We start from the raw sequence: 23495 nt of genomic DNA on the forward strand, positions 1-23495 counted from the left end.
TCCCTGCTTAGGCGTTTTTGCGGATGACTTGGCCGTCGCGGCACATCAGGCACGCGGCGACGATGTCGTCTTCCAGGTTCACGTCGAACTGACCTTCCTTGGTGAAGACCAGCTTCAGGAAGTCCAGCAGGTTACGGGCGTACAGCGCCGAAGCGTCTGCCGCGACTTCGCCGGCCAGGTTGGTCGGACCGCAAATGGTCACGCCATTTTCGATCACCACCTGATCGGCCACGGTCAGCGGGCAGTTACCGCCCTGGGCGGCCGCGAGGTCAATGACCACCGAGCCGGGTTTCATCTGTGCGACGGTTTCGGCACTGAGCAAAGTCGGTGCCTTGCGGCCCGGAATCAATGCGGTGGTGATGACGATGTCAGCCTGCTTGGCGCGCTCGTGCACGGCCTGGGCCTGGCGCTGCATCCAGCTGGCGGGCATGGGTCGGGCGTAGCCGCCAACGCCGACGGCGCATTCACGCTCTTCGTCGGTTTCGTAAGGTACATCGACGAACTTGGCGCCGAGGGATTCGATTTGTTCCTTCACTGCCGGACGCACGTCCGACGCCTCGATCACCGCACCCAGGCGCTTGGCCGTGGCAATCGCCTGCAACCCAGCCACGCCAGCACCGAGAATCAGCACCCGCGCCGCTTTCACGGTACCCGCGGCGGTCATCAGCATCGGCATGAAGCGTGGATAATGGTGGGCGGCCAGCAGCACGGCCTTGTAGCCGGCAATGTTCGCTTGAGACGACAGCACATCCAGGCTCTGGGCACGGGAGGTGCGTGGTGCAGCCTCAAGGGCGAAAGCGGTAATGCCGCGTTCGGCCAGCTTGGCAATGGTTTCGTTATTGAACGGATTGAGCATGCCCACCAGAACGGTGCCGCTCTTGATCAGCGTCAGTTCGCTGTCGCTGGGGGCGACCACCTTGAGAATCAGTTCGGCCCCGAAAGCATCACTGGCGCTGCCAATGGTGGCGCCCGCTGCTTCATAGGCACTGTCGATAACGCTGGCCTTGATGCCGGCGCCGCTTTGAACAGTGACCTTATGGCCTTGGCCGATCAGCTTCTTGATGGTTTCCGGGGTTGCAGCAACCCGCGTTTCACCCGTCTGGGTTTCGAGAGGAACACCAATGTGCACGTCAAATCTCCTGCGTGATCTTATTGAGTAAACCCAGGCACTTCGGATGGTGCGGCTGGGGCGGCCGATCAGCACGATCCCGCCGAATCAGGCGGGGCGCGGCATTTTGCAGGCGAAAATTCAGCCCTTCAAGGGATTATGACGGGTGACGGAAAATTAACTACAAGTCACCCTGTGACCGAATGTCGCAATGATCGGCATATATCCCTTGTAGGCTGGGCTTTCCAGGGTTTCAGGCCAAATTTGACGATTTTTCCATTGGCGACGTGAATGAACCCTGATGAGCTGCGTAACGTGGCTCAAAGCCACGTATTTGAACGGTTATGAGACTACGGTACTGATTTCGTAACAGATTGACTGTATGCGACATAAATTTATATCTGTAGCGCTTTTGATTAGCTTACTACCGGAGTCGGATATAGAGTTTTTCCTTGTTAATCAAGGCTGTAGCTACTAGCTTGATTGACCAGCCAATCGCGAAAAGCCCTCAGAGAGGCCGATTCGACCTTTCGTTCGGGGATCATCAGGTAGTAGGCCTTGATGCTCGACAAGGCATTTCGATTGGCAACGACCAATCGTTTCTCGGCCAGCTCGCGCTGGATCAAAAAAGGTGGAATCAAGGCGATTCCCATGTCATGCATCGCCGCTTGGGCAAGCATGGAGAATAGTTCATAACGCGGGCCTGTCAGGTCTCGCGCGATATTGAGGTTTTGAGCGTTGAACCACTGGCGCCACGCATACGGGCGGGTGGTTTGCTGAAGTAGGGGCAGTTCGGCGATGGCTTGCGGTGTCAGGCTGTTCCGGTTGCCCAGTAAGGTAGGGCTGCACACGGGCATCGGGTTTTCTCCCATCAGCTTGTGGGATTCGGTACCGGACCAGTCCGCATCGCCGAAATAAATGGCTGCGTCAAAATCCGTATCCGCAAAGAGAAACGGCCGCGTGCGATTGGTCAGATTGACCGTGACTTCTGGATGCTGCTGTTGGAAGTCCTTGAGGCGCGGTAGCAGCCATTGAGTACCAAACGTCGGAACCACTGCCAGCTCTATCACGTTGGCGCCGGTATGCCCCATCACTGAAAGAGTATCGCGCTCCACGGCGTCCAGTTGAGTGGCAACGCGGCGGCTGTAGGAAAGTCCGGCCTCTGTCAGTTTGACTCCCCGCCGTGAACGTCGGAACAACTCCACACCGAGGAAGTCCTCCAGGCTGGCGATCTGTCGACAAATAGCGCCCTGTGTGAGGGAAAGCTCCTGTGCGGCCTTGGTGAAGCTCTCATGACGTGCGGCGGCCTCGAAGCTGACCAGAGCGGCGGTGCTGGGGATTTTTCTGCGCATGTACATCAACCTCACTCGTCAGGGTCGTAAACGGGGTTCAGGGCGTTTACGGAGTGAGAAATTAGCACAAGAGCGTGCGTAATCCTCGTTTGCTCTGATAGGAAAGCGCGCCTAGGATCAATCCACGATTTTTAATCTGATTGGCGAGGACTCTTTCATGGCCGGTAAAGCGAGTTTCAACTGGATTGATCCATTGTTGTTGGACCAGCAACTCACCGAAGAAGAACGCATGATTCGCGACACTGCCGAGCAGTTCGCCCAACAGAAGCTCGCGCCGCGGGTGTTGGAAGCGTTCCGTCATGAAAAAACCGACCCGGCGATTTTTCGTGAGATGGGTGAGGTCGGCTTGTTGGGCGCAACCATTCCTGAACAGTACGGCGGCAGCGGCTTGAACTACGTCAGCTATGGCTTGATCGCTCGTGAAGTGGAACGCGTTGATTCAGGTTATCGCTCGATGATGAGCGTGCAGTCCTCGTTGGTCATGGTGCCGATCAATGAGTTCGGTACCGAAGCTCAAAAGCAGAAGTACCTGCCAAAGCTGGCCTCCGGCGAGTGGATCGGTTGCTTTGGTCTGACAGAGCCGAACCACGGTTCCGACCCGGGAGCGATGATTACCCGTGCGCGCAAAGTGGAAGGCGGCTACAGCCTGACGGGTAGCAAGATGTGGATCACCAACAGCCCGATTGCCGATGTATTTGTCGTCTGGGGTAAGGATGACGCCGGTGATATCCGCGGCTTTGTTCTGGAGAAAGGCTGGAAGGGCCTGAGTGCGCCGGCAATTCACGGCAAGGTCGGTCTGCGCGCTTCGATCACTGGCGAGATCGTCATGGATAACGTCTTCGTTCCAGAAGAAAACATCTTTCCGGATGTGCGTGGGCTGAAAGGGCCTTTTACCTGTCTGAACTCGGCTCGCTATGGCATCTCCTGGGGGGCCTTGGGTGCCGCCGAATTCTGCTGGCACACCGCTCGCCAGTACACCCTGGATCGGCAGCAGTTTGGTCGTCCTTTGGCTGCCACTCAGTTGATCCAGAAAAAGCTGGCCGACATGCAGACTGAAATCACCCTTGCCCTACAAGGATGCCTGCGTCTGGGGCGTATGAAGGATGAGGGTACGGCCGCTGTTGAAATCACATCGATCATGAAGCGCAACTCCTGCGGCAAGTCCCTGGATATTGCTCGCATGGCGCGGGACATGCTGGGCGGCAATGGCATCTCCGATGAGTTCGGCATCGCTCGCCATCTCGTCAACCTGGAAGTGGTGAACACTTACGAAGGTACTCATGACGTTCATGCACTGATCCTGGGGCGTGCGCAAACCGGTATCCAGGCGTTCTATTAATAGGGGGAACGGCATGGGCGCGCTTTCGCATCTGCGGGTACTGGATTTATCGAGGGTGCTGGCCGGCCCGTGGGCTGGTCAGATCCTGGCGGACCTGGGAGCTGAGGTCATCAAGGTCGAGCGGCCGGGTGGTGGTGACGATACGCGCGCCTGGGGGCCGCCGTTCCTGAAGGATGCGTCTGGCGAGAATACCACCGAGGCGGCCTATTACTTGTCGGCCAATCGCAACAAGCAATCGGTGACCATCGATTTCACGCACCCCGAGGGGCAAAGGTTGGTGCGGGAGTTGGCGGCCAAGTCCGACATTCTGATTGAGAACTTCAAGGTAGGTGGGCTGGCGGCCTATGGCCTGGACTACGACTCGCTGAAGGCGATCAACCCGCAACTGATCTATTGCTCGATTACCGGGTTTGGTCAAACCGGTCCTTACGCCAAGCGCGCCGGATATGACTTCATGATCCAGGGGCTGGGGGGCTTGATGAGTCTCACCGGTCGGCCTGAAGGTGATGCGGGGGCGGGCCCGGTGAAGGTAGGGGTGGCGCTGACGGATATCCTGACTGGTGTCTATTCGACCGTGGCCATCCTGGCAGCGTTGGCTCACCGCGATCATGCCGGCGGCGGGCAGCATATCGACATGGCCTTGCTGGACGTTCAAGTGGCTTGCCTGGCGAACCAGGCGATGAATTACCTGACCACGGGCAACGCGCCGAAGCGGTTGGGCAACGCTCATCCGAACATAGTGCCTTATCAGGACTTTCCTACGGCTGACGGTGACTTCATCCTTACGGTAGGCAATGACGGTCAGTTCCGAAAGTTCGCCGAGGTAGCGGGGCAGCCGCAGTGGGCTGATGACCCTCGCTTTGCGACAAACAAGTTGCGGGTGGCGAACCGTGCAGTATTGATACCTTTGATTCGCCAGGCGACGGTATTCAAGACCACTGCCGAATGGGTCGCTCAGTTGGAGCGGGCTGGTGTGCCCTGTGGGCCGATCAACGATTTGTCCCAGGTGTTTGCTGATCCTCAGGTCCAGGCGCGTGGGCTGGCGATGGAGTTGCCTCATGCACTGGCGGGTAAAGTGCCGCAGGTTGCCAACCCGATCCGGCTGTCCGAGACCCCGGTGGAATATCGCAATGCGCCTCCTTTATTAGGGGAGCACACGCGGGATGTCCTGCAGCGAGTATTGGGGTTGGATGAGGCGATGGTGACGGGGTTGAGAGAGGCTGGGGTGCTCTGATTCTCTCTTCTATATAGAAGAGGCTTTTTGAGGGGCGCGGTGGCTTTTTCGAATGCCCTGCAACTTATTGATAGAAAAACGAAATTAAGGGTTGACGGCAAATTCTGGAAGTCTATAATTCGCCCCACTTCCGGCGCAGTCGAAACGAAAAACTCCTTGAGTTTCAATGAGTTAAACGATTTTCGGCAGCGCAGGGCTTCAGGTCATCGAAGCTTGGGAAGCAGTTGGTGGGGCGGTTTTCCTGGCTCCGTTAACGATTCGATCTTCTCGATCGAAAGCGGTCAAAAAGAGGTGTTGACAGCAGCGAGTAACGCTGTAGAATTCGCCTCCCGCTAACGAGAGATCGGAAGCGCAAGTGGTTGAAGTTGCAGAGGAAACTTTGAAAACTTCTTAAAATAACCGCTTGACAGATACACCGGGCGCTGTAGAATGCGCGCCTCGGTTGAGACGAAAGGCTCAACCCACCGCTCTTTAACAACTGAATCAAGCAATTCGTGTGGGTGCTTGTGGAGTCAGACTGCTAGTCAACAGATTATCAGCATCACAAGTTACTCCGCGAGAAATCAAAGATGTAACCAACGATTGCTGAGCCAAGTTTAGGGTTTTCTCAAAACCCAAAGATGTTTGAACTGAAGAGTTTGATCATGGCTCAGATTGAACGCTGGGGCAGGCCTAACACATGCAAGTCGAGCGGTAGAGAGGTGCTTGCACCTCTTGAGAGCGGCGGACGGGTGAGTAAAGCCTAGGAATCTGCCTGGTAGTGGGGGATAACGCTCGGAAACGGACGCTAATACCGCATACGTCCTACGGGAGAAAGCAGGGGACCTTCGGGCCTTGCGCTATCAGATGAGCCTAGGTCGGATTAGCTAGTTGGTGAGGTAATGGCTCACCAAGGCGACGATCCGTAACTGGTCTGAGAGGATGATCAGTCACACTGGAACTGAGACACGGTCCAGACTCCTACGGGAGGCAGCAGTGGGGAATATTGGACAATGGGCGAAAGCCTGATCCAGCCATGCCGCGTGTGTGAAGAAGGTCTTCGGATTGTAAAGCACTTTAAGTTGGGAGGAAGGGCATTAACCTAATACGTTAGTGTTTTGACGTTACCGACAGAATAAGCACCGGCTAACTCTGTGCCAGCAGCCGCGGTAATACAGAGGGTGCAAGCGTTAATCGGAATTACTGGGCGTAAAGCGCGCGTAGGTGGTTCGTTAAGTTGGATGTGAAATCCCCGGGCTCAACCTGGGAACTGCATTCAAAACTGTCGAGCTAGAGTATGGTAGAGGGTGGTGGAATTTCCTGTGTAGCGGTGAAATGCGTAGATATAGGAAGGAACACCAGTGGCGAAGGCGACCACCTGGACTGATACTGACACTGAGGTGCGAAAGCGTGGGGAGCAAACAGGATTAGATACCCTGGTAGTCCACGCCGTAAACGATGTCAACTAGCCGTTGGGAGCCTTGAGCTCTTAGTGGCGCAGCTAACGCATTAAGTTGACCGCCTGGGGAGTACGGCCGCAAGGTTAAAACTCAAATGAATTGACGGGGGCCCGCACAAGCGGTGGAGCATGTGGTTTAATTCGAAGCAACGCGAAGAACCTTACCAGGCCTTGACATCCAATGAACTTTCCAGAGATGGATTGGTGCCTTCGGGAACATTGAGACAGGTGCTGCATGGCTGTCGTCAGCTCGTGTCGTGAGATGTTGGGTTAAGTCCCGTAACGAGCGCAACCCTTGTCCTTAGTTACCAGCACGTCATGGTGGGCACTCTAAGGAGACTGCCGGTGACAAACCGGAGGAAGGTGGGGATGACGTCAAGTCATCATGGCCCTTACGGCCTGGGCTACACACGTGCTACAATGGTCGGTACAGAGGGTTGCCAAGCCGCGAGGTGGAGCTAATCCCACAAAACCGATCGTAGTCCGGATCGCAGTCTGCAACTCGACTGCGTGAAGTCGGAATCGCTAGTAATCGCGAATCAGAATGTCGCGGTGAATACGTTCCCGGGCCTTGTACACACCGCCCGTCACACCATGGGAGTGGGTTGCACCAGAAGTAGCTAGTCTAACCTTCGGGGGGACGGTTACCACGGTGTGATTCATGACTGGGGTGAAGTCGTAACAAGGTAGCCGTAGGGGAACCTGCGGCTGGATCACCTCCTTAATCGACGACCGCAGCTGCTTCATGAGCTCCCACACGAATTGCTTGATTCATTGAAGAAGACGATTGGGTCTGTAGCTCAGTTGGTTAGAGCGCACCCCTGATAAGGTGAGGTCGGCAGTTCGAATCTGCCCAGACCCACCAATTCATGGTGTTCCCTGTAGAAATACGGGGCCATAGCTCAGCTGGGAGAGCGCCTGCCTTGCACGCAGGAGGTCAGCGGTTCGATCCCGCTTGGCTCCACCATTACAGATTGGCACCAACGTTTAAAGCTTAGAAATGAGCATTCCACCAAGACGGTGCTGAATGTTGATTTCTAGTCTTTTGATTAGATCGTTCTTTAAAAATTTGGGTATGTGATAGAAAGATAGACTGGACGTTACTTTCACTGGTAACGGATCAGGCTAAGGTAAAATTTGTGAGTTGCTCTTAGAGCATGCGAATTTTCGGCGAATGTCGTCTTCACAGTATAACCAGATTGCTTGGGGTTATATGGTCAAGTGAAGAAGCGCATACGGTGGATGCCTTGGCAGTCAGAGGCGATGAAAGACGTGGTAGCCTGCGAAAAGCTTCGGGGAGTCGGCAAACAGACTTTGATCCGGAGATGTCTGAATGGGGGAACCCAGCCATCATAAGATGGTTATCTTGTACTGAATACATAGGTGCAAGAGGCGAACCAGGGGAACTGAAACATCTAAGTACCCTGAGGAAAAGAAATCAACCGAGATTCCCTTAGTAGTGGCGAGCGAACGGGGACTAGCCCTTAAGTGGCTTTGAGATTAGCGGAACGCTCTGGAAAGTGCGGCCATAGTGGGTGATAGCCCTGTACGCGAAAATCTCTTAGTCATGAAATCGAGTAGGACGGAGCACGAGAAACTTTGTCTGAATATGGGGGGACCATCCTCCAAGGCTAAATACTACTGACTGACCGATAGTGAACTAGTACCGTGAGGGAAAGGCGAAAAGAACCCCGGAGAGGGGAGTGAAATAGATCCTGAAACCGTATGCGTACAAGCAGTGGGAGCCCACTTTGTTGGGTGACTGCGTACCTTTTGTATAATGGGTCAGCGACTTATTTTCAGTGGCGAGCTTAACCGAATAGGGGAGGCGTAGCGAAAGCGAGTCTTAATAGGGCGTCTAGTCGCTGGGAATAGACCCGAAACCGGGCGATCTATCCATGGGCAGGTTGAAGGTTGGGTAACACTAACTGGAGGACCGAACCGACTACCGTTGAAAAGTTAGCGGATGACCTGTGGATCGGAGTGAAAGGCTAATCAAGCTCGGAGATAGCTGGTTCTCCTCGAAAGCTATTTAGGTAGCGCCTCATGTATCACTGTAGGGGGTAGAGCACTGTTTCGGCTAGGGGGTCATCCCGACTTACCAAACCGATGCAAACTCCGAATACCTACAAGTGCCGAGCATGGGAGACACACGGCGGGTGCTAACGTCCGTCGTGAAAAGGGAAACAACCCAGACCGTCAGCTAAGGTCCCAAAGTTATGGTTAAGTGGGAAACGATGTGGGAAGGCTTAGACAGCTAGGAGGTTGGCTTAGAAGCAGCCACCCTTTAAAGAAAGCGTAATAGCTCACTAGTCGAGTCGGCCTGCGCGGAAGATGTAACGGGGCTCAAACCATACACCGAAGCTACGGGTATCACTTAGGTGATGCGGTAGAGGAGCGTTCTGTAAGCCTGTGAAGGTGAGTTGAGAAGCTTGCTGGAGGTATCAGAAGTGCGAATGCTGACATGAGTAACGACAATGGGTGTGAAAAACACCCACGCCGAAAGACCAAGGTTTCCTGCGCAACGTTAATCGACGCAGGGTTAGTCGGTCCCTAAGGCGAGGCTGAAAAGCGTAGTCGATGGAAAACAGGTTAATATTCCTGTACTTCTGGTTATTGCGATGGAGGGACGGAGAAGGCTAGGCCAGCTTGGCGTTGGTTGTCCAAGTTTAAGGTGGTAGGCTGAGATCTTAGGTAAATCCGGGATCTTAAGGCCGAGAGCTGATGACGAGTTACCCTTTGGGTGACGAAGTGGTTGATGCCATGCTTCCAAGAAAAGCTTCTAAGCTTCAGGTAACCAGGAACCGTACCCCAAACCGACACAGGTGGTTGGGTAGAGAATACCAAGGCGCTTGAGAGAACTCGGGTGAAGGAACTAGGCAAAATGGCACCGTAACTTCGGGAGAAGGTGCGCCGGTGAGGGTGAAGCACTTGCTGCGTAAGCCCACGCCGGTCGAAGATACCAGGCCGCTGCGACTGTTTATTAAAAACACAGCACTCTGCAAACACGAAAGTGGACGTATAGGGTGTGACGCCTGCCCGGTGCCGGAAGGTTAATTGATGGGGTTAGCTAACGCGAAGCTCTTGATCGAAGCCCCGGTAAACGGCGGCCGTAACTATAACGGTCCTAAGGTAGCGAAATTCCTTGTCGGGTAAGTTCCGACCTGCACGAATGGCGTAACGATGGCGGCGCTGTCTCCACCCGAGACTCAGTGAAATTGAAATCGCTGTGAAGATGCAGTGTATCCGCGGCTAGACGGAAAGACCCCGTGAACCTTTACTATAGCTTTGCACTGGACTTTGAATTTGCTTGTGTAGGATAGGTGGGAGGCTTTGAAGCGTGGACGCCAGTTCGCGTGGAGCCATCCTTGAAATACCACCCTGGCAACTTTGAGGTTCTAACTCAGGTCCGTTATCCGGATCGAGGACAGTGTATGGTGGGTAGTTTGACTGGGGCGGTCTCCTCCTAAAGAGTAACGGAGGAGTACGAAGGTGCGCTCAGACCGGTCGGAAATCGGTCGTAGAGTATAAAGGCAAAAGCGCGCTTGACTGCGAGACAGACACGTCGAGCAGGTACGAAAGTAGGTCTTAGTGATCCGGTGGTTCTGTATGGAAGGGCCATCGCTCAACGGATAAAAGGTACTCCGGGGATAACAGGCTGATACCGCCCAAGAGTTCATATCGACGGCGGTGTTTGGCACCTCGATGTCGGCTCATCACATCCTGGGGCTGAAGCCGGTCCCAAGGGTATGGCTGTTCGCCATTTAAAGTGGTACGCGAGCTGGGTTTAGAACGTCGTGAGACAGTTCGGTCCCTATCTGCCGTGGACGTTTGAGATTTGAGAGGGGCTGCTCCTAGTACGAGAGGACCGGAGTGGACGAACCTCTGGTGTTCCGGTTGTCACGCCAGTGGCATTGCCGGGTAGCTATGTTCGGAAAAGATAACCGCTGAAAGCATCTAAGCGGGAAACTTGCCTCAAGATGAGATCTCACTGGGACCTTGAGTCCCCTGAAGGGCCGTCGAAGACTACGACGTTGATAGGTGGGGTGTGTAAGCGCTGTGAGGCGTTGAGCTAACCCATACTAATTGCCCGTGAGGCTTGACCATATAACACCCAAGCAATTTGCTGACCCGATACAGGGCACCAGATTGCGGTGTGTGAAGACGCTATGAACCGAAAGTTCGCACAACACACAAAGCTATCGCATACCCATTTGCTGGAACGTGACCGCAAGGCACGCGCTGGCTACCGAATTTCTTGACGACCATAGAGCATTGGAACCACCTGATCCCATCCCGAACTCAGCAGTGAAACGATGCATCGCCGATGGTAGTGTGGGGTTTCCCCATGTGAGAGTAGGTCATCGTCAAGATTAAATTCCGAAACCCCTATCTGCTGACGCAGGTAGGGGTTTTGTTTTAGTAGAAGTTATCGATTTTCGCTGGCACGTTACTGTTGAACGGGCCGGTCACAGAATTTCTTGACGACCATAGAGCATTGGAACCACCTGATCCCATCCCGAACTCAGCAGTGAAACGATGCATCGCCGATGGTAGTGTGGGGTTTCCCCATGTGAGAGTAGGTCATCGTCAAGATTGAATTCCCAGAACCCCTGTCTGCTGATGCAGACAGGGGTTCTGTCGTTTTGGGCCGGTAATCGGATCGCCCCTCATGATTGCTGTCCACACACGGCAAACCCTGTGGCCATTGCTATGCTGTGATAGTCGGGGCATCTGAAAAATGGCCCGCGACGTCACTGGTCATGGGGATTCCAATAATGAAAAACCCTTATGCTCCTGGCTTCTGGTGCGCCCTCGCAGCGTTGGTGTTGCTTTCGGCCACTTATTTCTATGGCGTCATGCTGACTCACCAGATCGACAAAGCACTGATCTTCCTCGATAGCGCGGCTGCGCTGATCGGTGTGATATCCATCGCAATCGTGGCCTGGGCATCGCTCCAAGGGCAACGCATCAAAAAAAAGCATCTTGAGCAGGGTAAGACTCTGGTGCTGATCTGGGATACCAAGGTTGCATTACGCCGGGTCGAAACGGTCTTCGATCGTTACTTCTGGGGCAGTTACTGGCAGCCTGGCCGCACATTTCAGGAAGTCATGGGTGAACTCACCGGTACTCCATTGGAAAAAAGTCTCGAGGCCTTGAAGACCCAATGTGCGGCATTGGACAAACAGGTCGCCGAAGACGACTGGCATTGGCTGAACAACGCTCGTGAGCTCTGCGACGTCGCTAACGCTATGGCGCGGGAGCGCTATCAACTGGACTTCTGCGATCCTCGCGCGGACTCATCGGGCGCGACGGTGATCAATCGTGATTTCGAAGTGTTGGTGTACACCTGGACGGCACGGCTGAAGACGTTCGACCATCAACTCGATGAGATTGAAGTTCAATATTCGTAGACCCTCTCTCAAGAAAACGCTTCCCCCCTTTAAACATTGGGCCCGCTGGCATGCCTGATGGTAATCTCCCTCCACTTCGCGGCGTCGAGCCACACCCTTAGCGGTGTCAGGGAAGACGACGGCTTTTTCAACCATGGATATTGATCGGATCACTCATGAATAAATCAGCAAGCGTACTTCTGGGAATCGTTGTGGTCGTCGGTGCAATCAGCGCGGGTGGCGCCTGGTACACCGGAACGAAACTCGAAGGAGTGCTGCAAACCGCCATTGCCGACAGCAACAAGCAAATGCAAACGGCCCTGGCCGGGTCAAATGGCACGGCTTCGATCGAGCTGGTGTCATTGGACCGTGGGACTTTCAGCAGCACCGCCCATTATCGCCTCAAAGGTGAAGGCGAGATGTTTGGTGATGAACCGGTTGAATTGCTGTTCGTCGACAACATCGAACATGGCCCGCTGCCGTTCTCGCGCCTGATGACGCTCAAATGGTTGCCGGTCATGGCTACCAGCCACACCGAACTTGAACGCACGCCGTTGACCGAGAAATGGTTCGTCGCTGCCAAGGACAAGTCGCCGCTCAAAGGTGTGGTCAACCTGGGCTACGACCAGTCGACCCACGGCACGTTCGAGTTGCTGCCCCTGGACACCAAGCTGGATGAACAGTCCCAGCTCAGTTTCTCTGGCCTGAAGATCGACCTGGCCTCCAGCGCCCAGGCAGAGAAAATCAAGGCTGACGGTTATATGGACAGCTTCAAGCTGACCACTGTTGCTGAAGACCAGACGCCGGTGCAAGTCGAGCTCAACGGCCTGACGCTCGCCAGCAACCTGAGCAAGAGCACTTATGGTTATTACATGGGTGATAACGTTCTGATGCTCAGCAACAGCAAGACTACTTTTGGGGAGCAGAAGTCGGTCTTGGGCCTGAAGAACTTCGAGATGAAGAACAACAGCACCGAAAATGGCACCAGCGCATCGGGGCGTGCTGATTACAAGGTCGGTGAGTTGTCCTTCAACGATAAGGCTATCGGTTCTGCGCAGATGGCGGTCAGCCTGAAGAACCTGGACATCCCGGCCACAATGTCGCTCATGCAGGTCTATCAAACCAAGCTGCAACCCTACGAGCAGGCGGCGGCTGAAGCGGCAGCAGCCGGTGAGCCAGCGCCGGAGCTGGTGCTGAGCGAGGCTGAGGAGGCGCAGGTCAAGGCCGACCTGGAAAAACTCCTGGCCGGCGGCCCGCAAGTGGCACTGGAAAATCTGTCGTTCACTACAGCCAATGGCGAAAGCCGCGCGACGCTGGTCATCGACCTTACCAAGCCGCAATCCATGGACCTGCCGCCCGATCAACTGGGTCGTCAGTTGCTCGCCTTGCTGGATTTCAATTTGAAAGTCTCCAAGCCGATGCTGGTTGATCTGTTGACCGTGCAGGCGCAAATGGAAGGCCAGACTGACGCCAAGTTGATCGCCGATCAGGCCACTGCCACCAGCGATATGTTCAGCGCGATGGCGGTGGGCACAGAGCTGGCAACGCTTGAAGGTAACGATGTGGTCACCAAGCTGCACTACGCCAACAATCAAGTTGATTTCAACGGTCAGAAGATGACAGTCGAACAATTCACCGCGTTTGTGATGAACAAGTTGGGTGGCGGCGTAACCATCCAGTAATCGACTGGAGCAACATCCAAAGCCCGGCCTGTGCATTGCGCACAGGCCGGTTTTTTTTGCCCGCGAAAATCTGCATCGATTCTGAAGAATTATGGCGTTTTGGAAAACGACCCGCTCCAGAGTGCAAAACTAGGTCCATTAGAGCTTGGCTGGATTCCTTTGATCCGGCTTCCTGTTTGATGGGCAAGGGGGCACTGCGACCCGGCTGGCCATGTAAGGATGCTGACGAATGCCGCGTACTGTGGGTCCCTTTATTCAATGTGGTTTGCGCCCGTTGTTTCGCCTCGCGCTGTGCAGCCAATTGTGCTGGCCGGTGCTGGCGTTTGCCGATACCGCCTATGACCAGATGGTGCATGACGCTCGCGCCGGCCATTACACGCCTGCATTGACCGCCTTGCGCCAGGTCCCGGCCGATCAGGCCAGCACCGCGCAAATCAGTGACCATCTGCAGATTGCCAGCTGGGCCGGTTTTGATGTCGAGGTGGTGAAAGTCTATGAAGCCCAAGGCCGCTATCGCGACCTGCCCGTTGCGGCGCTGACTGCAACGGCACGTGCCTATCGCAATCTCAAGCGTTGGGACTCGGCCACCGCGCTCTATCGCCAGGCTTTAATCGTCGAACCTCAGAATCCCCATCTGCAACTGGGTCTGGCCTTAACCCAGGCCGACGCCGGTAAACCCGACGAAGCAGTCAGTCGTGCCAGGACTATGGTCGCAGCCAAACCTGAGGACCCGACGCGTCGACTGGCCTTGGGATATGCCCTGACCCGTGCCAACAGTCCACACGAGGCGCTGTTCGAATACGACCAGGCCTTTACTCGCGCCGGCAACAATCTCGAGGTCGCCCGCGAATACATCATTGCGCTGCAACGTGCCCGCTTGCCTGAGCCGGCCTTGCGCCTGGCTCGTCTGCAACCCGGGTTGATCGATCAGGGCGTGCAGCGGCGACTGGAGGGCGATGTTGCGGCTGAACGGGTGCGCCTGGCGGACATGGCGAGCCGCAGCGAGAAGGATCGCTTCGTTATCGCAGACCGCGCCTTGGCCGATTACGACAAGCTGCTCGCCACCTGGACTCCGGTGGCCGAGGCTCATGACGATGTACTGCGCTGGCGCATCGACCGTATCGGCGCCCTGAACGCGCGTGCTCGACGAGCTGAAGTGATTGCTGAATACCAAAGGCTGCTCGCTGAAGGGGTTGCCATTCCCACTTATGCCTTGCGCTGGGTGGCGTCCTCCTATCTGGAGCAGCGTGAACCGGAGATTGCCGTCGACCTGTACCGCCGGGTACTGACGGCACCTGACGCCGATCCGGCGGACCGCTTCGAAGACAGCACCGCGCTCTACTACGCACTGCTGGAAAGTGAAAAATCCGAAGAGGCCCGTGCCCTGGCTGAAGACTTGGCCAAATCCCAGCAACCACGCGTCGAGCTCAAGGGGCTGCCCATCGGCAACCCCAATGACGAATGGATGGACGCACAACAACTCGCCGCTCAGGCCGGCACATATGGCGCCGACCTGCCCACCGCCGAGACGCGTCTGGCGACCTTGGTCAATCAAGGCCCCGGCAACATCGGGTTGCGACTGGCCCAGGCTGATCTGTACCAGGCCCGGCAATGGCCGCGACGTTCTGAAAGCCTGCTCAAGGAAGTCGAGACCACGACCCCGCGTAACCGTGAGCTGGAAGTCGCCCAGGCCCGCGCCGCCATGGATCTGCAGGAGTGGCGGCAGATGGACGCGCTGACCGATGACGTGGTCGCCCGGTACCCGGAGAACGCCCACGTCAAACGCCTGCAACGCCAGCGCGAAGTGCACGACATGGCCGAACTGCGTATCGAAGCCTACACCGGCAAGAGTTATGGCGGCGGCAGCGGCGATGCCGGTGCAGTCACCGGTAGTCGCGACTTCGGCATTGAAACGCTGCTCTACAGCCCACCCATCAATGAAGACTGGCGGCTATTCGGTGGCGTCGGTTACGCCACCGGCGATTTCGAAGAAGGCACCGGCCACCATCGCTGGCAGCGTCTGGGTGTGGAGCGCCGCACCCGTGACATGACGCTGGAAGCGGAAGTCTCCAACCACTCTTACGGCTCCGGTGACAAGCAGGGGGCGCGCCTGGCCGTGGCCCGGGACATCAACGATCACTGGCAGTACGGTGGCAGCCTGGATTACCTCTCGGCCGCCACCCCGCTGCGGGCGCTCAACAGCGGTATCCGCGCCAACGGCGGCAGTGGTTTTGTTCGCTGGCGTGCCCATGAAAGCCGGGAGTGGCAACTGGCGGTCAGCCCATCGCATTTCAGTGACGGTAACAACCGTCTCGAAACCCTGCTCACCGGTCGCGAAGGCATTTACAGCGCTCCGCGGCTGCAAGTGGAGCTGGGCCTGGAAGTGGGTGCCAGTCGCAACAGCGGCTCTGACGAAGTCCCCTACTTCAACCCCAAGTCAGATCTGAGCGTCATGCCGACCGTCAGCGCCAATCATGTGTTGTACCGCCGCTACGAAACGACGTGGAGCCAGCAGTTCCAGGCCGGCGCCGGTACCTACAGCCAGCGCGACCACAGCACCGGTGCCATGGGCCTGCTCAGCTACGGCCAGCGTTTTATCTGGAACGACGTGCTTGAGGCAGGTGCCGCACTGAGTTGGCTCAACCGCCCCTATGACGGCGACCGCGAAAGCGATCTGCGCCTGCTTGTCGACCTCACCTACCGCTTCTAGAAGAGTTTGAAGATGCCTGTCATTTCGCGATTCATCCTTCTGCTGGGGGTCTTGCTGATCAGCGCTTGTGCCCAGCAAGCCCCGGCGTTCACAGCGCCCTCACAGCGCCCGCTGGCGGCCAACGACGCCCCATGGCCGAAAAACCATGTGCTCGGCATCGCCTATCACGACGTGGAAGACCGCGACCCCGACCAGGCGCTCGTGGCCGTGCGTACCGAGCGCCTGATCGAGCAATTGGCTTGGCTGCGGGAAAACAACTACCAGCCGGTAACCGTGGACCAGATCATCACCGCTCGCAACGGTGGCCCGGAACTGCCGCCGCGGGCGGTGTTGTTGAGTTTTGACGACGGTTACTCAAGCTTTTACACCCGCGTCATGCCGATCCTGCGCGCCTATAACTGGCCGGCGCTATTGGCCCCGGTCGGTAGTTGGATCGACACGCCGTCGAACCAGCCGGTGGACTTCGCTGGAGTGCCGCGCAAGCGCTCCGAGTTTTTGACCTGGGAGCAAATTCGCGAGGTCTCGAAATCGGGCCTGGTGGAAATCGCCGCCCACACCGACGCCAATCACAAAGGGGTACTGGCCAACCCGCAAGGCAACCTGCAACCGGCGGCGACGACCCGGCGCTACGATCCCGCCACCGGTCGCTATGAAAGCGAAGCTGATTTCCAGGCTCGCCAGCGCAAGGACGTGGTGGCCATTTCCGAGAAGATCCGCAAGGTCACCGGCTACAGTCCGCGCGTGTGGGTCTGGCCCTACGGTGCCGCCGATGGCACCGCCTTGCAGGTGATTGGCAGCGAAGGCTACCAAATGGCCCTGACTCTGGAAGATGGTCTGGACAGCCTCAATAACCTGATGAGTGGCCCGCGTTTTCTGGTGGCCTCCGATCCGGATGGTGCGCACTTCGCCGAGAGCGTCGTCGGCGTGCAGACCATGGACCCCCTGCGGGTGGTCCATGTCGACCTGGATTACGTCTATGACCCGGATCCTGTGCAGCAGGAAGCCAATGTCGGCAAGCTGATCCAGCGCATCTACGACCTGGGCGCCAACACCGTTTTCCTGCAAGCCTTTGCCGATCCGAAAGGTGATGGTCTGGTGCATTCGCTGTACTTTCCCAACCGTCATCTGCCGGTACGGGCCGATCTGTTCGATCGGGTTGCGTGGCAACTGAAAACCCGGGCCAACGCCAAGGTCTTCGCCTGGATGCCAGTGCTCAGTTTTGGCCTGGATTCGAAACTGCCCCGCGTACAACGTTGGGACCCGGAAACCGGTCGCACGGGTGTGGACCCGGATCAGTACGTACGTTTGTCGCCCTTCGATCCGAGCGTGCGGCGGGTCATCGGCGAAATCTACGAAGACCTGGCGCGGATGAGTTCGGTGGACGGCGTTCTGTACCACGACGACGCCGTGTTTTCTGACTTCGAGGACGCCGGCCCCGCTGCCCTGAAAGTCTATGCCGCCAACGGCCTGCCGACGTCCATCGCCGCCCTGCGGGACGACCCGGCGGCGATGCAGCGCTGGACTCGTTTCAAGAGCCGCTACCTGATCGACTTCACCCACGAGCTCACTGCCAAGGTCCGCGCGATTCGTGGCCCGCAGGTGCTGACAGCGCGCAATATTTTCGCCGAACCGATGCTCAATCCCGAAAGCGAAGCCTGGTTCGCCCAGAACCTGGACGACTTTCTTGGCGCCTACAACTGGACGGCCCCGATGGCCATGCCGTTGATGGAAAAGCAGACCCGCGAGCAATCCGGTCCCTGGCTTGAGCGCCTGGTGGAGACCGTCAAGGCCCGCCCCGGTGCGCTCAAGCGCACGGTGTTCGAATTGCAGGCCCGTGACTGGCACAGCAAACCGGTCAGCGACATCGACGGCGAACAATTGGCCGAATGGATGGGACGCCTCAAGCGTTCAGGCGTGACCAGTTTCGGCTACTACCCGGACAACTTCATCGAAGACCAGCCCGCTGTGAAAACCGTGCGGCCGGCGCTCTCCAACAAGTGGAATCCTTGACATGCTCGACAGACTGCTCGCCCTGCTGGTGCTGGCGATCGTCCTTGGGGTGCCCCTGGGCCTGATCTTCCTGGTCACCGGGCAATTCCTGATGGACTTCGTGTTCTTTTACCCGCTGTTCATGTCCGGGCTGTGGATAGCCGGCGGCCTGTATTTCTGGCTGCACTGGGAGCGTCACTGGCCGTGGAAGGACGACACCCTGCCGCCACCGCTGGCCGGGGAACCGCTGATCAGCATTCTGATTCCGTGCTTCAACGAGGGCGACAACGTCGCCGATACCATACACGCCGCGCTGGGCCAGCATTACCCGAACATCGAGGTCATCGCCATCAACGACGGCTCGAAAGACAACACCGCCCAAGTGCTCGACCAACTGGCGGCTGATGACCCGCGCCTGCGCGTGCTGCATCTGGCGGAAAACCAGGGCAAGGCCGTGGCCCTGCGCATGGGCGCCATCGCGGCGCGCAGTGAATACCTGGTGTGCATCGACGGTGATGCGCTGTTGGCACCCAACACTTGCGCCTACCTGGTGGCACCGATGCTGGACAATGCCCGCCTCGGTGCAGTGACCGGTAATCCGCGTATCCGTACTCGTTCGACTTTGATCGGCCGGGTGCAGGTTGGCGAGTTCTCCTCGATCATTGGCTTGATCAAGCGTACCCAGCGCGTCTTCGGGCGGATCTTCACCGTCTCCGGTGTGATCGTCGCCTTCCGTCGTACGGCCCTGCACCGGGTCGGCTACTGGAGCCCGGACATGATCACCGAAGACATCGACATCAGCTGGAAGCTGCAACTGGACCACTGGAGCATCTTCTACGAACCCCGTGCCCTGTGCTGGATCCTCATGCCCGAAACCCTGCGCGGCCTGTGGCGGCAGCGCCTGCGCTGGGCCCAGGGCGGGGCCGAAGTGCTGTTCAAGAACATCCGCGGCATCTGGCAATACCGCCACCGCTACCTGTGGCCGCTGCTGTTCGAATATTGCCTGTCCACCGGTTGGGCGTTCACGTTCCTGCTGTCGGTGATCTTCTGGGGCGCCGGTAAATTCGTCGAAATGCCAGCGGCCATCGCGGTCGATCACCTCATGCCACCGGCCTTCACCGGGTTGCTGTTGGCGGTGGTGTGCCTGATGCAGTTCGCGGTGAGCATCCTGATCGATCGCCGCTACGAAAAAGGTTTGTGGCACATCATGTTCTGGGTGGTGTGGTACCCATTGGTGTTCTGGCTGATCAGTCTGTTCACCACCTTGGTGAGTTTCCCGAAAGTGCTGTTCGGGCAGCATCAGAAACGCGCGCGCTGGGTCAGCCCGGATCGCGGCATCAAACCGTTCGATGACGAAGAAGAGGAAGTGATCCGATGAAAATTATCAGGACCCGACAAAGACCTTTTCTGGTGGTCATCGATGCGCTCTTTACCGTGCTGGCGTGGCTGGGGCTGTTGTATCTGTTGGTCAATGGGCTCTGGCCCCTGTTTGACAGCCAGGCAGGCCCGCGCCTCGGTGGCTCGCTCATGGACACGCTCGGGACGTTGCAGATATATGGCTGGATCGCCTTGGTCAATGCGGTGATCCTGATTACCTGGGCGCGCTATCAGCAGCGCAAAAGCCGCAGCTTCGCCCAGCGTCGGCTGCCAGCGCCGGTGGTGGACGATCAAAGCTTGAGCGAAAGCTTCAAATTGACCGACGCGCGTCTGGACACGTTGCGCCGGCCCGGCTCCAAGATCATCCATAACAACCAGGACGGTGATATCAGCCACGTCGTGGCGCATTTCCATCTGCTGAGCCCGGAACTGCAACCGCCGCCACTGGCACCACTGGAAAGGCCCCGGGTGATTCACCTGCCGGTCGATCACTCGGTGTAAGCGCTGCCGCAGGCTGTGATTGTTGATCTTGTTGCTTTCCAGTTCCTCGGAGATTTCCTTCAAAACGCCGCGTTCGCTCCCACAGAGTACGGTCAGCACAAATCAAAATGTGGGAGCGAGCCTGCTCGCGATAGCGGTATTTCAGTCAACATGGATGCCAACTGAACCATCGCCATCGCGAGCAGGCTCGCTCCCACAGGGGGATGGGTGATGTCGCGAATCACGGTCAACGCAGATCGATGTGGCGGATTCGAAGTTCATCGTAATTGTCACTGAAACCTGGCAGGCGCTGCGGCTATAGTTCGCAGGCCGTCCATGGCCTGATCTGCATAAGGTGCCCGGTATGACTCGATCGACTTCCCTTACTCCCTGGCTGGCGGTCATCGCCCTCGTGCTGTGCGCACAAGGGGCGGCCCAGGCTCAGGAACGTTTCACCCTCAGCATGCCAGGTGTGTCGGATAACCGGCTGTTCACCGCGGCGGCCGCCAGTGACGCCAGCAACTGCGGCGGTAAGAACATTTCCCCGGCCTTGAGCTGGACAGCTGGCCCGCCTGGCACCCTCAGCTACGCCATTGTCATGCACGACCCGGACGGCCAGAAAGGCCAGGGAGTCGACCACTGGGTTCATTACGGCATCAAGGCGAGCACGCGGCAAATCCCGACGGGCATGGGCACCCAGTCCGCCCTTGAAGGCATAAGTGGCACCAACAGCAAAAACACCCGCGGCTACATTGGCCCTTGCCCACCTATCGGCGACAGCGCTCATCATTACCTGATCCAGATATACGCGCTCGACCTGCCCCCGCACGCCCTGCCAGCCGGCCTCACACGCCCTCAACTGATGGAAGGAATCAACGGTCACGTCTTGCGCAACAGTAGCGTAGTGCGTCGCTACCACCGCTAACCCAAGCAACAGCTCCCTGTGGCCAGGGAGCTTGCTCCCGCTGGGTCGGGCAGCAACCCTCAACCACAAAATTGGCATCACGCGCCAAAAGCGAGCACTATCGAGCCCCTGTTCATTCATACCGGAGGATGGCGATGACGCAGAAACCCGACGGCATCGCCCGCCTCAAGAACTGCCCCACCAAAGGCGACGAAATACGCCGGGCCATCGCCCAGAGCCGCAAGGATTTCCTGCCTGCTGAAGAGGCCGAAGACGCTGAGCCAGACCAACCACCGGCACAGCCCATGGACGACGGCCAAGACGCCTGAACCGTCCTTCTCAAAAACTTTTCTTGTTTAAATCTGCCCATGACTGCCACAACTCATCTGCCAGACGCCCGATTCAGCCGATCCGACTACAAAACCCTGGGCCTCGCCGCCCTGGGTGGCGCGCTGGAAATCTACGACTTCATCATCTTCGTCTTCTTCGCCCTGGTGCTCAGCCAACTGTTCTTCCCGCCGCAAATGCCCGAATGGCTACGCCTGTTGCAAAGTTTCGGGATTTTCGCCACCGGCTACCTGGCACGACCCCTGGGCGGCATCCTCATGGCGCACTTCGCCGATCGCCTGGGGCGCAAGCGGGTGTTCAGCCTGAGCATCCTGATGATGGCCTTGCCCTGCCTGCTTATCGGCGTGATGCCGACCTACGCGCAAATCGGCTATTTCGCCCCGTTGCTGCTGCTGGCGCTGCGCATCCTGCAAGGCGCGGCGGTGGGCGGCGAAGTGCCGAGCGCCTGGGTGTTCGTGGCCGAACATGCACCGCTGCAGCATCGCGGCTACGCGCTGGGTTTCCTCCAGGCTGGTCTGACCTTCGGCTATTTGCTGGGCGCCCTGACCGCCACGGCGCTGGCGCAGATATTCACTGCAGCAGAAATTCTCGATTACGCCTGGCGCTTGCCGTTCCTGCTGGGTGGGGTCTTCGGTGTAATCGGCGTCTGGCTGCGCCGCTGGCTGAGCGAAACGCCGATCTTCATGGCCCTGCAAGCCAAGCGCGAGGGCGCGACGGAACTGCCGCTACGCACCGTGCTGCGGGACCATCGCCACGCCTTGTTGCCCGCCGCCATTCTCACCTGCGTGCTGACGTCCGCCGTGGTGGTGTTCGTGGTCATCACCCCGACCGTGATGCAAAAAAGTTTCGGCATGACCCCTAGTCACACGTTCGCTTTGAGCAGCCTGGGCATCGTCTTCCTGAACATCGGCTGCGTTCTGGCCGGCCTCATCGTCGACCGCATCGGCGCCTGGCGCACTGTCATGCTCTACAGCCTGCTGTTGCCGATGGGCATCGCCGTGCTCTACGCCAGCCTGATCAGCGGCGGCGCCTGGCTGGGCCTGGCCTACGCTGTGGCGGGCCTGGGTTGCGGCGTGGTCGGTGCGGTGCCATCGGTGATGGTCAGCCTGTTTCCGCCGAAAATCCGCGTGTCCGGCATCTCGTTCACCTACAACATTGCCTATGCCTTGTGGGCCAGCGTGACGCCTTTGGTGCTGATCGCACTGGTGCCGTGGAGCCCATGGGTGTGCGTGGGGTATTGCGTGGTGATGGGCGCGGTGGGTGTGGCTGCGGCGGCGTATTTTCCCGCCCGGCATTCGAAGACCGCGCAGGCCTCGTTGGCCTGTGAATCGTAAGGACTCTGCCCCAGCTGCACGACTACACTCATGAATGACCCCGTTTCCAACTCGAGGAGGACGGCCATCATGAAGGCGCACAAGCACGACCTGCTGGAACAAGTCCTGATTGCCCACGGCGGTCTCGAGCGCTGGAACACTTTCAACACTGTCCAGGTCACTCTTGTGACCGGCGGTTCGTTGTGGGCCATGAAGGGGTTAACGCAAGACAATGCTCCACGGCAGATGACTGTCTGGCTGCATGAACAGCGCGCCTCGGTCATGCCGTTCGGTGCGCTGAACCAGCGCACCGCCTTCACGCCTGATCGCATCGCCATCGAAACCACCGAGGGCAAAGTGATCGCTGAGCGTTCGGACCCCAGGGCTTCGTTCTTCAAGCACGAGCAAACCACTGCGTGGGATCCGCTTCACCGTGCCTACTTCAATGGATATGCGCTCTGGTCCTACCTGACCATGCCGTTCCTGTTTACTTTTCCGGGTGTCACCAGCCAGGAGCTGGAACCCTGGAAGGAAGGTGGCCAGGTCTGGCGCCGCTTGCGGGTGAACTTCCCGGACACCCTCGCCACTCACTGCCCGGTCCAGGACTTCTACTTTGGCGATGACTATCTGCTGCGCCGGCATGATTACACCGTGGACGTGAGCGGTGGCCTGCCGGCGGCCCAGTATGTGGAGGACTACATCAAGGCCGATGGGCTGTGCATGCCCAGCAAGCGCCGGGCGTATCGGCGGGATGCGGACGATCAGGCGGTGGAGGGGGAATTGCTGGTGGCGATTGATATCAGTCAGGTTCGTTACGCATAACCGGCT

General features: G+C 57.8%; 14 protein-coding genes, 2 tRNA genes and 4 rRNA genes. 18 read left to right on the top strand and 2 right to left on the bottom strand.

Annotated features, from left to right (window positions below; translation table 11 throughout):
- Positions 1-7: 7 nt before the first annotated feature.
- Together PSH91_RS00625 and PSH91_RS00630 are read right to left on the bottom strand one after the other, a co-directional pair.
- Positions 8-1129 carry a Re/Si-specific NAD(P)(+) transhydrogenase subunit alpha gene (locus tag PSH91_RS00625; RefSeq protein WP_047230082.1) on the bottom strand — a complete coding sequence of 374 codons (1122 nt, stop codon included), beginning with the start codon at positions 1127-1129 and terminating at the stop codon, positions 8-10.
- Positions 1130-1563: 434 nt separating this feature from the next.
- Positions 1564-2460: a LysR family transcriptional regulator gene (locus PSH91_RS00630; RefSeq protein WP_076386503.1), complete on the bottom strand. Its 897-nt coding sequence runs from the start codon at positions 2458-2460 to the stop codon at positions 1564-1566.
- 157 nt (positions 2461-2617) lie between these two features.
- On the opposite strand from PSH91_RS00630, the gene PSH91_RS00635 reads away from it, so the two are divergent.
- The 18 genes from PSH91_RS00635 (at position 2618) to PSH91_RS00720 (ending at position 23489) form a co-directional block, all read left to right on the top strand.
- The gene (locus PSH91_RS00635; RefSeq protein ID WP_025216186.1) at positions 2618-3799 is read left to right on the top strand and encodes an acyl-CoA dehydrogenase; all 1182 of its coding nucleotides are present in this window, start codon (positions 2618-2620) and stop codon (positions 3797-3799) included.
- Between the two features lie 13 nt (positions 3800-3812).
- The gene (locus PSH91_RS00640; protein ID WP_281459662.1) at positions 3813-5033 is read left to right on the top strand and encodes a CaiB/BaiF CoA-transferase family protein; all 1221 of its coding nucleotides are present in this window, start codon (positions 3813-3815) and stop codon (positions 5031-5033) included.
- 626 nt (positions 5034-5659) lie between these two features.
- Positions 5660-7195: ribosomal RNA gene (locus tag PSH91_RS00645) — 16S ribosomal RNA — on the top strand.
- 65 nt (positions 7196-7260) lie between these two features.
- Positions 7261-7336 (top strand) — tRNA-OTHER (locus PSH91_RS00650).
- A gap of 26 nt (positions 7337-7362) precedes the next feature.
- Positions 7363-7438 (top strand) — tRNA-Ala (locus PSH91_RS00655).
- 248 nt (positions 7439-7686) lie between these two features.
- Positions 7687-10578 (top strand): 23S ribosomal RNA (locus tag PSH91_RS00660).
- A 150-nt stretch (positions 10579-10728) separates the two neighbouring features.
- Positions 10729-10844 (top strand): 5S ribosomal RNA (gene rrf / locus PSH91_RS00665).
- A gap of 107 nt (positions 10845-10951) precedes the next feature.
- Positions 10952-11067 (top strand): 5S ribosomal RNA (gene rrf / locus PSH91_RS00670).
- The 16S, 23S and 5S rRNA genes sit together here with 2 tRNA genes alongside, the layout of an rRNA operon.
- Positions 11068-11249: 182 nt before the next feature.
- Positions 11250-11885, top strand: coding sequence for a hypothetical protein (locus PSH91_RS00675; protein WP_047230327.1), 636 nt, complete (start codon positions 11250-11252; stop codon positions 11883-11885).
- Between the two features lie 155 nt (positions 11886-12040).
- Entirely contained in the window at positions 12041-13546 is a 1506-nt protein-coding gene (locus PSH91_RS00680; protein ID WP_047230326.1) for a YdgA family protein, read from the top strand.
- 229 nt (positions 13547-13775) lie between these two features.
- Complete coding sequence (pgaA, locus tag PSH91_RS00685; RefSeq protein WP_305467005.1) at positions 13776-16256, top strand: poly-beta-1,6 N-acetyl-D-glucosamine export porin PgaA; 2481 nt, start codon at positions 13776-13778, stop codon at positions 16254-16256.
- A 12-nt stretch (positions 16257-16268) separates the two neighbouring features.
- Positions 16269-18266: a poly-beta-1,6-N-acetyl-D-glucosamine N-deacetylase PgaB gene (gene pgaB, locus PSH91_RS00690; RefSeq protein ID WP_047230324.1), complete on the top strand. Its 1998-nt coding sequence runs from the start codon at positions 16269-16271 to the stop codon at positions 18264-18266.
- Between the two features lies 1 nt (position 18267).
- Positions 18268-19623, top strand: a complete 1356-nt coding sequence (pgaC, locus tag PSH91_RS00695; protein WP_076383117.1) for a poly-beta-1,6-N-acetyl-D-glucosamine synthase — start codon at positions 18268-18270, stop codon at positions 19621-19623.
- Positions 19620-20123 carry a poly-beta-1,6-N-acetyl-D-glucosamine biosynthesis protein PgaD gene (gene pgaD, locus PSH91_RS00700; RefSeq protein WP_047230322.1) on the top strand — a complete coding sequence of 168 codons (504 nt, stop codon included), beginning with the start codon at positions 19620-19622 and terminating at the stop codon, positions 20121-20123. The genes pgaC and pgaD overlap by 4 nt, the downstream gene beginning before the upstream one ends.
- A gap of 343 nt (positions 20124-20466) precedes the next feature.
- Complete coding sequence (locus tag PSH91_RS00705) at positions 20467-21027, top strand: YbhB/YbcL family Raf kinase inhibitor-like protein (RefSeq protein WP_305467008.1); 561 nt, start codon at positions 20467-20469, stop codon at positions 21025-21027.
- Between the two features lie 134 nt (positions 21028-21161).
- The gene (locus PSH91_RS00710) at positions 21162-21335 is read left to right on the top strand and encodes a hypothetical protein (protein WP_171061296.1); all 174 of its coding nucleotides are present in this window, start codon (positions 21162-21164) and stop codon (positions 21333-21335) included.
- 39 nt (positions 21336-21374) lie between these two features.
- The gene (locus PSH91_RS00715; RefSeq protein WP_076383115.1) at positions 21375-22688 is read left to right on the top strand and encodes an MFS transporter; all 1314 of its coding nucleotides are present in this window, start codon (positions 21375-21377) and stop codon (positions 22686-22688) included.
- Positions 22689-22757: 69 nt separating this feature from the next.
- Positions 22758-23489 (top strand): hypothetical protein, encoded by a 732-nt coding sequence (locus PSH91_RS00720; RefSeq protein WP_160891510.1) that lies wholly within the window; start codon positions 22758-22760, stop codon positions 23487-23489.
- Positions 23490-23495: the final 6 nt, after the last annotated feature.

The sequence above is a fragment of the Pseudomonas sp. FP1154 genome (assembly GCF_030687245.1).
GTDB classification, from domain to species: domain Bacteria; phylum Pseudomonadota; class Gammaproteobacteria; order Pseudomonadales; family Pseudomonadaceae; genus Aquipseudomonas; species Aquipseudomonas rhizophila.

Bases quoted from the DNA above. Each gene is read 5' to 3' on its own strand.
- PSH91_RS00630 (WP_076386503.1), bottom strand. From the start codon at position 2,460: ATGCGCAGAAAAATCCCCAGCACCGCCGCTCTGGTCAGCTTCGAGGCC.
- PSH91_RS00635 (WP_025216186.1), top strand. From the start codon at position 2,618: ATGGCCGGTAAAGCGAGTTTCAACTGGATTGATCCATTGTTGTTGGAC.
- PSH91_RS00640 (WP_281459662.1), top strand. From the start codon at position 3,813: ATGGGCGCGCTTTCGCATCTGCGGGTACTGGATTTATCGAGGGTGCTG.
- PSH91_RS00675 (WP_047230327.1), top strand. From the start codon at position 11,250: ATGAAAAACCCTTATGCTCCTGGCTTCTGGTGCGCCCTCGCAGCGTTG.
- PSH91_RS00680 (WP_047230326.1), top strand. From the start codon at position 12,041: ATGAATAAATCAGCAAGCGTACTTCTGGGAATCGTTGTGGTCGTCGGT.
- pgaA (WP_305467005.1), top strand. From the start codon at position 13,776: ATGCCGCGTACTGTGGGTCCCTTTATTCAATGTGGTTTGCGCCCGTTG.
- pgaB (WP_047230324.1), top strand. From the start codon at position 16,269: ATGCCTGTCATTTCGCGATTCATCCTTCTGCTGGGGGTCTTGCTGATC.
- pgaC (WP_076383117.1), top strand. From the start codon at position 18,268: ATGCTCGACAGACTGCTCGCCCTGCTGGTGCTGGCGATCGTCCTTGGG.
- pgaD (WP_047230322.1), top strand. From the start codon at position 19,620: ATGAAAATTATCAGGACCCGACAAAGACCTTTTCTGGTGGTCATCGAT.
- PSH91_RS00705 (WP_305467008.1), top strand. From the start codon at position 20,467: ATGACTCGATCGACTTCCCTTACTCCCTGGCTGGCGGTCATCGCCCTC.
- PSH91_RS00710 (WP_171061296.1), top strand. From the start codon at position 21,162: ATGACGCAGAAACCCGACGGCATCGCCCGCCTCAAGAACTGCCCCACC.
- PSH91_RS00715 (WP_076383115.1), top strand. From the start codon at position 21,375: ATGACTGCCACAACTCATCTGCCAGACGCCCGATTCAGCCGATCCGAC.
- PSH91_RS00720 (WP_160891510.1), top strand. From the start codon at position 22,758: ATGAAGGCGCACAAGCACGACCTGCTGGAACAAGTCCTGATTGCCCAC.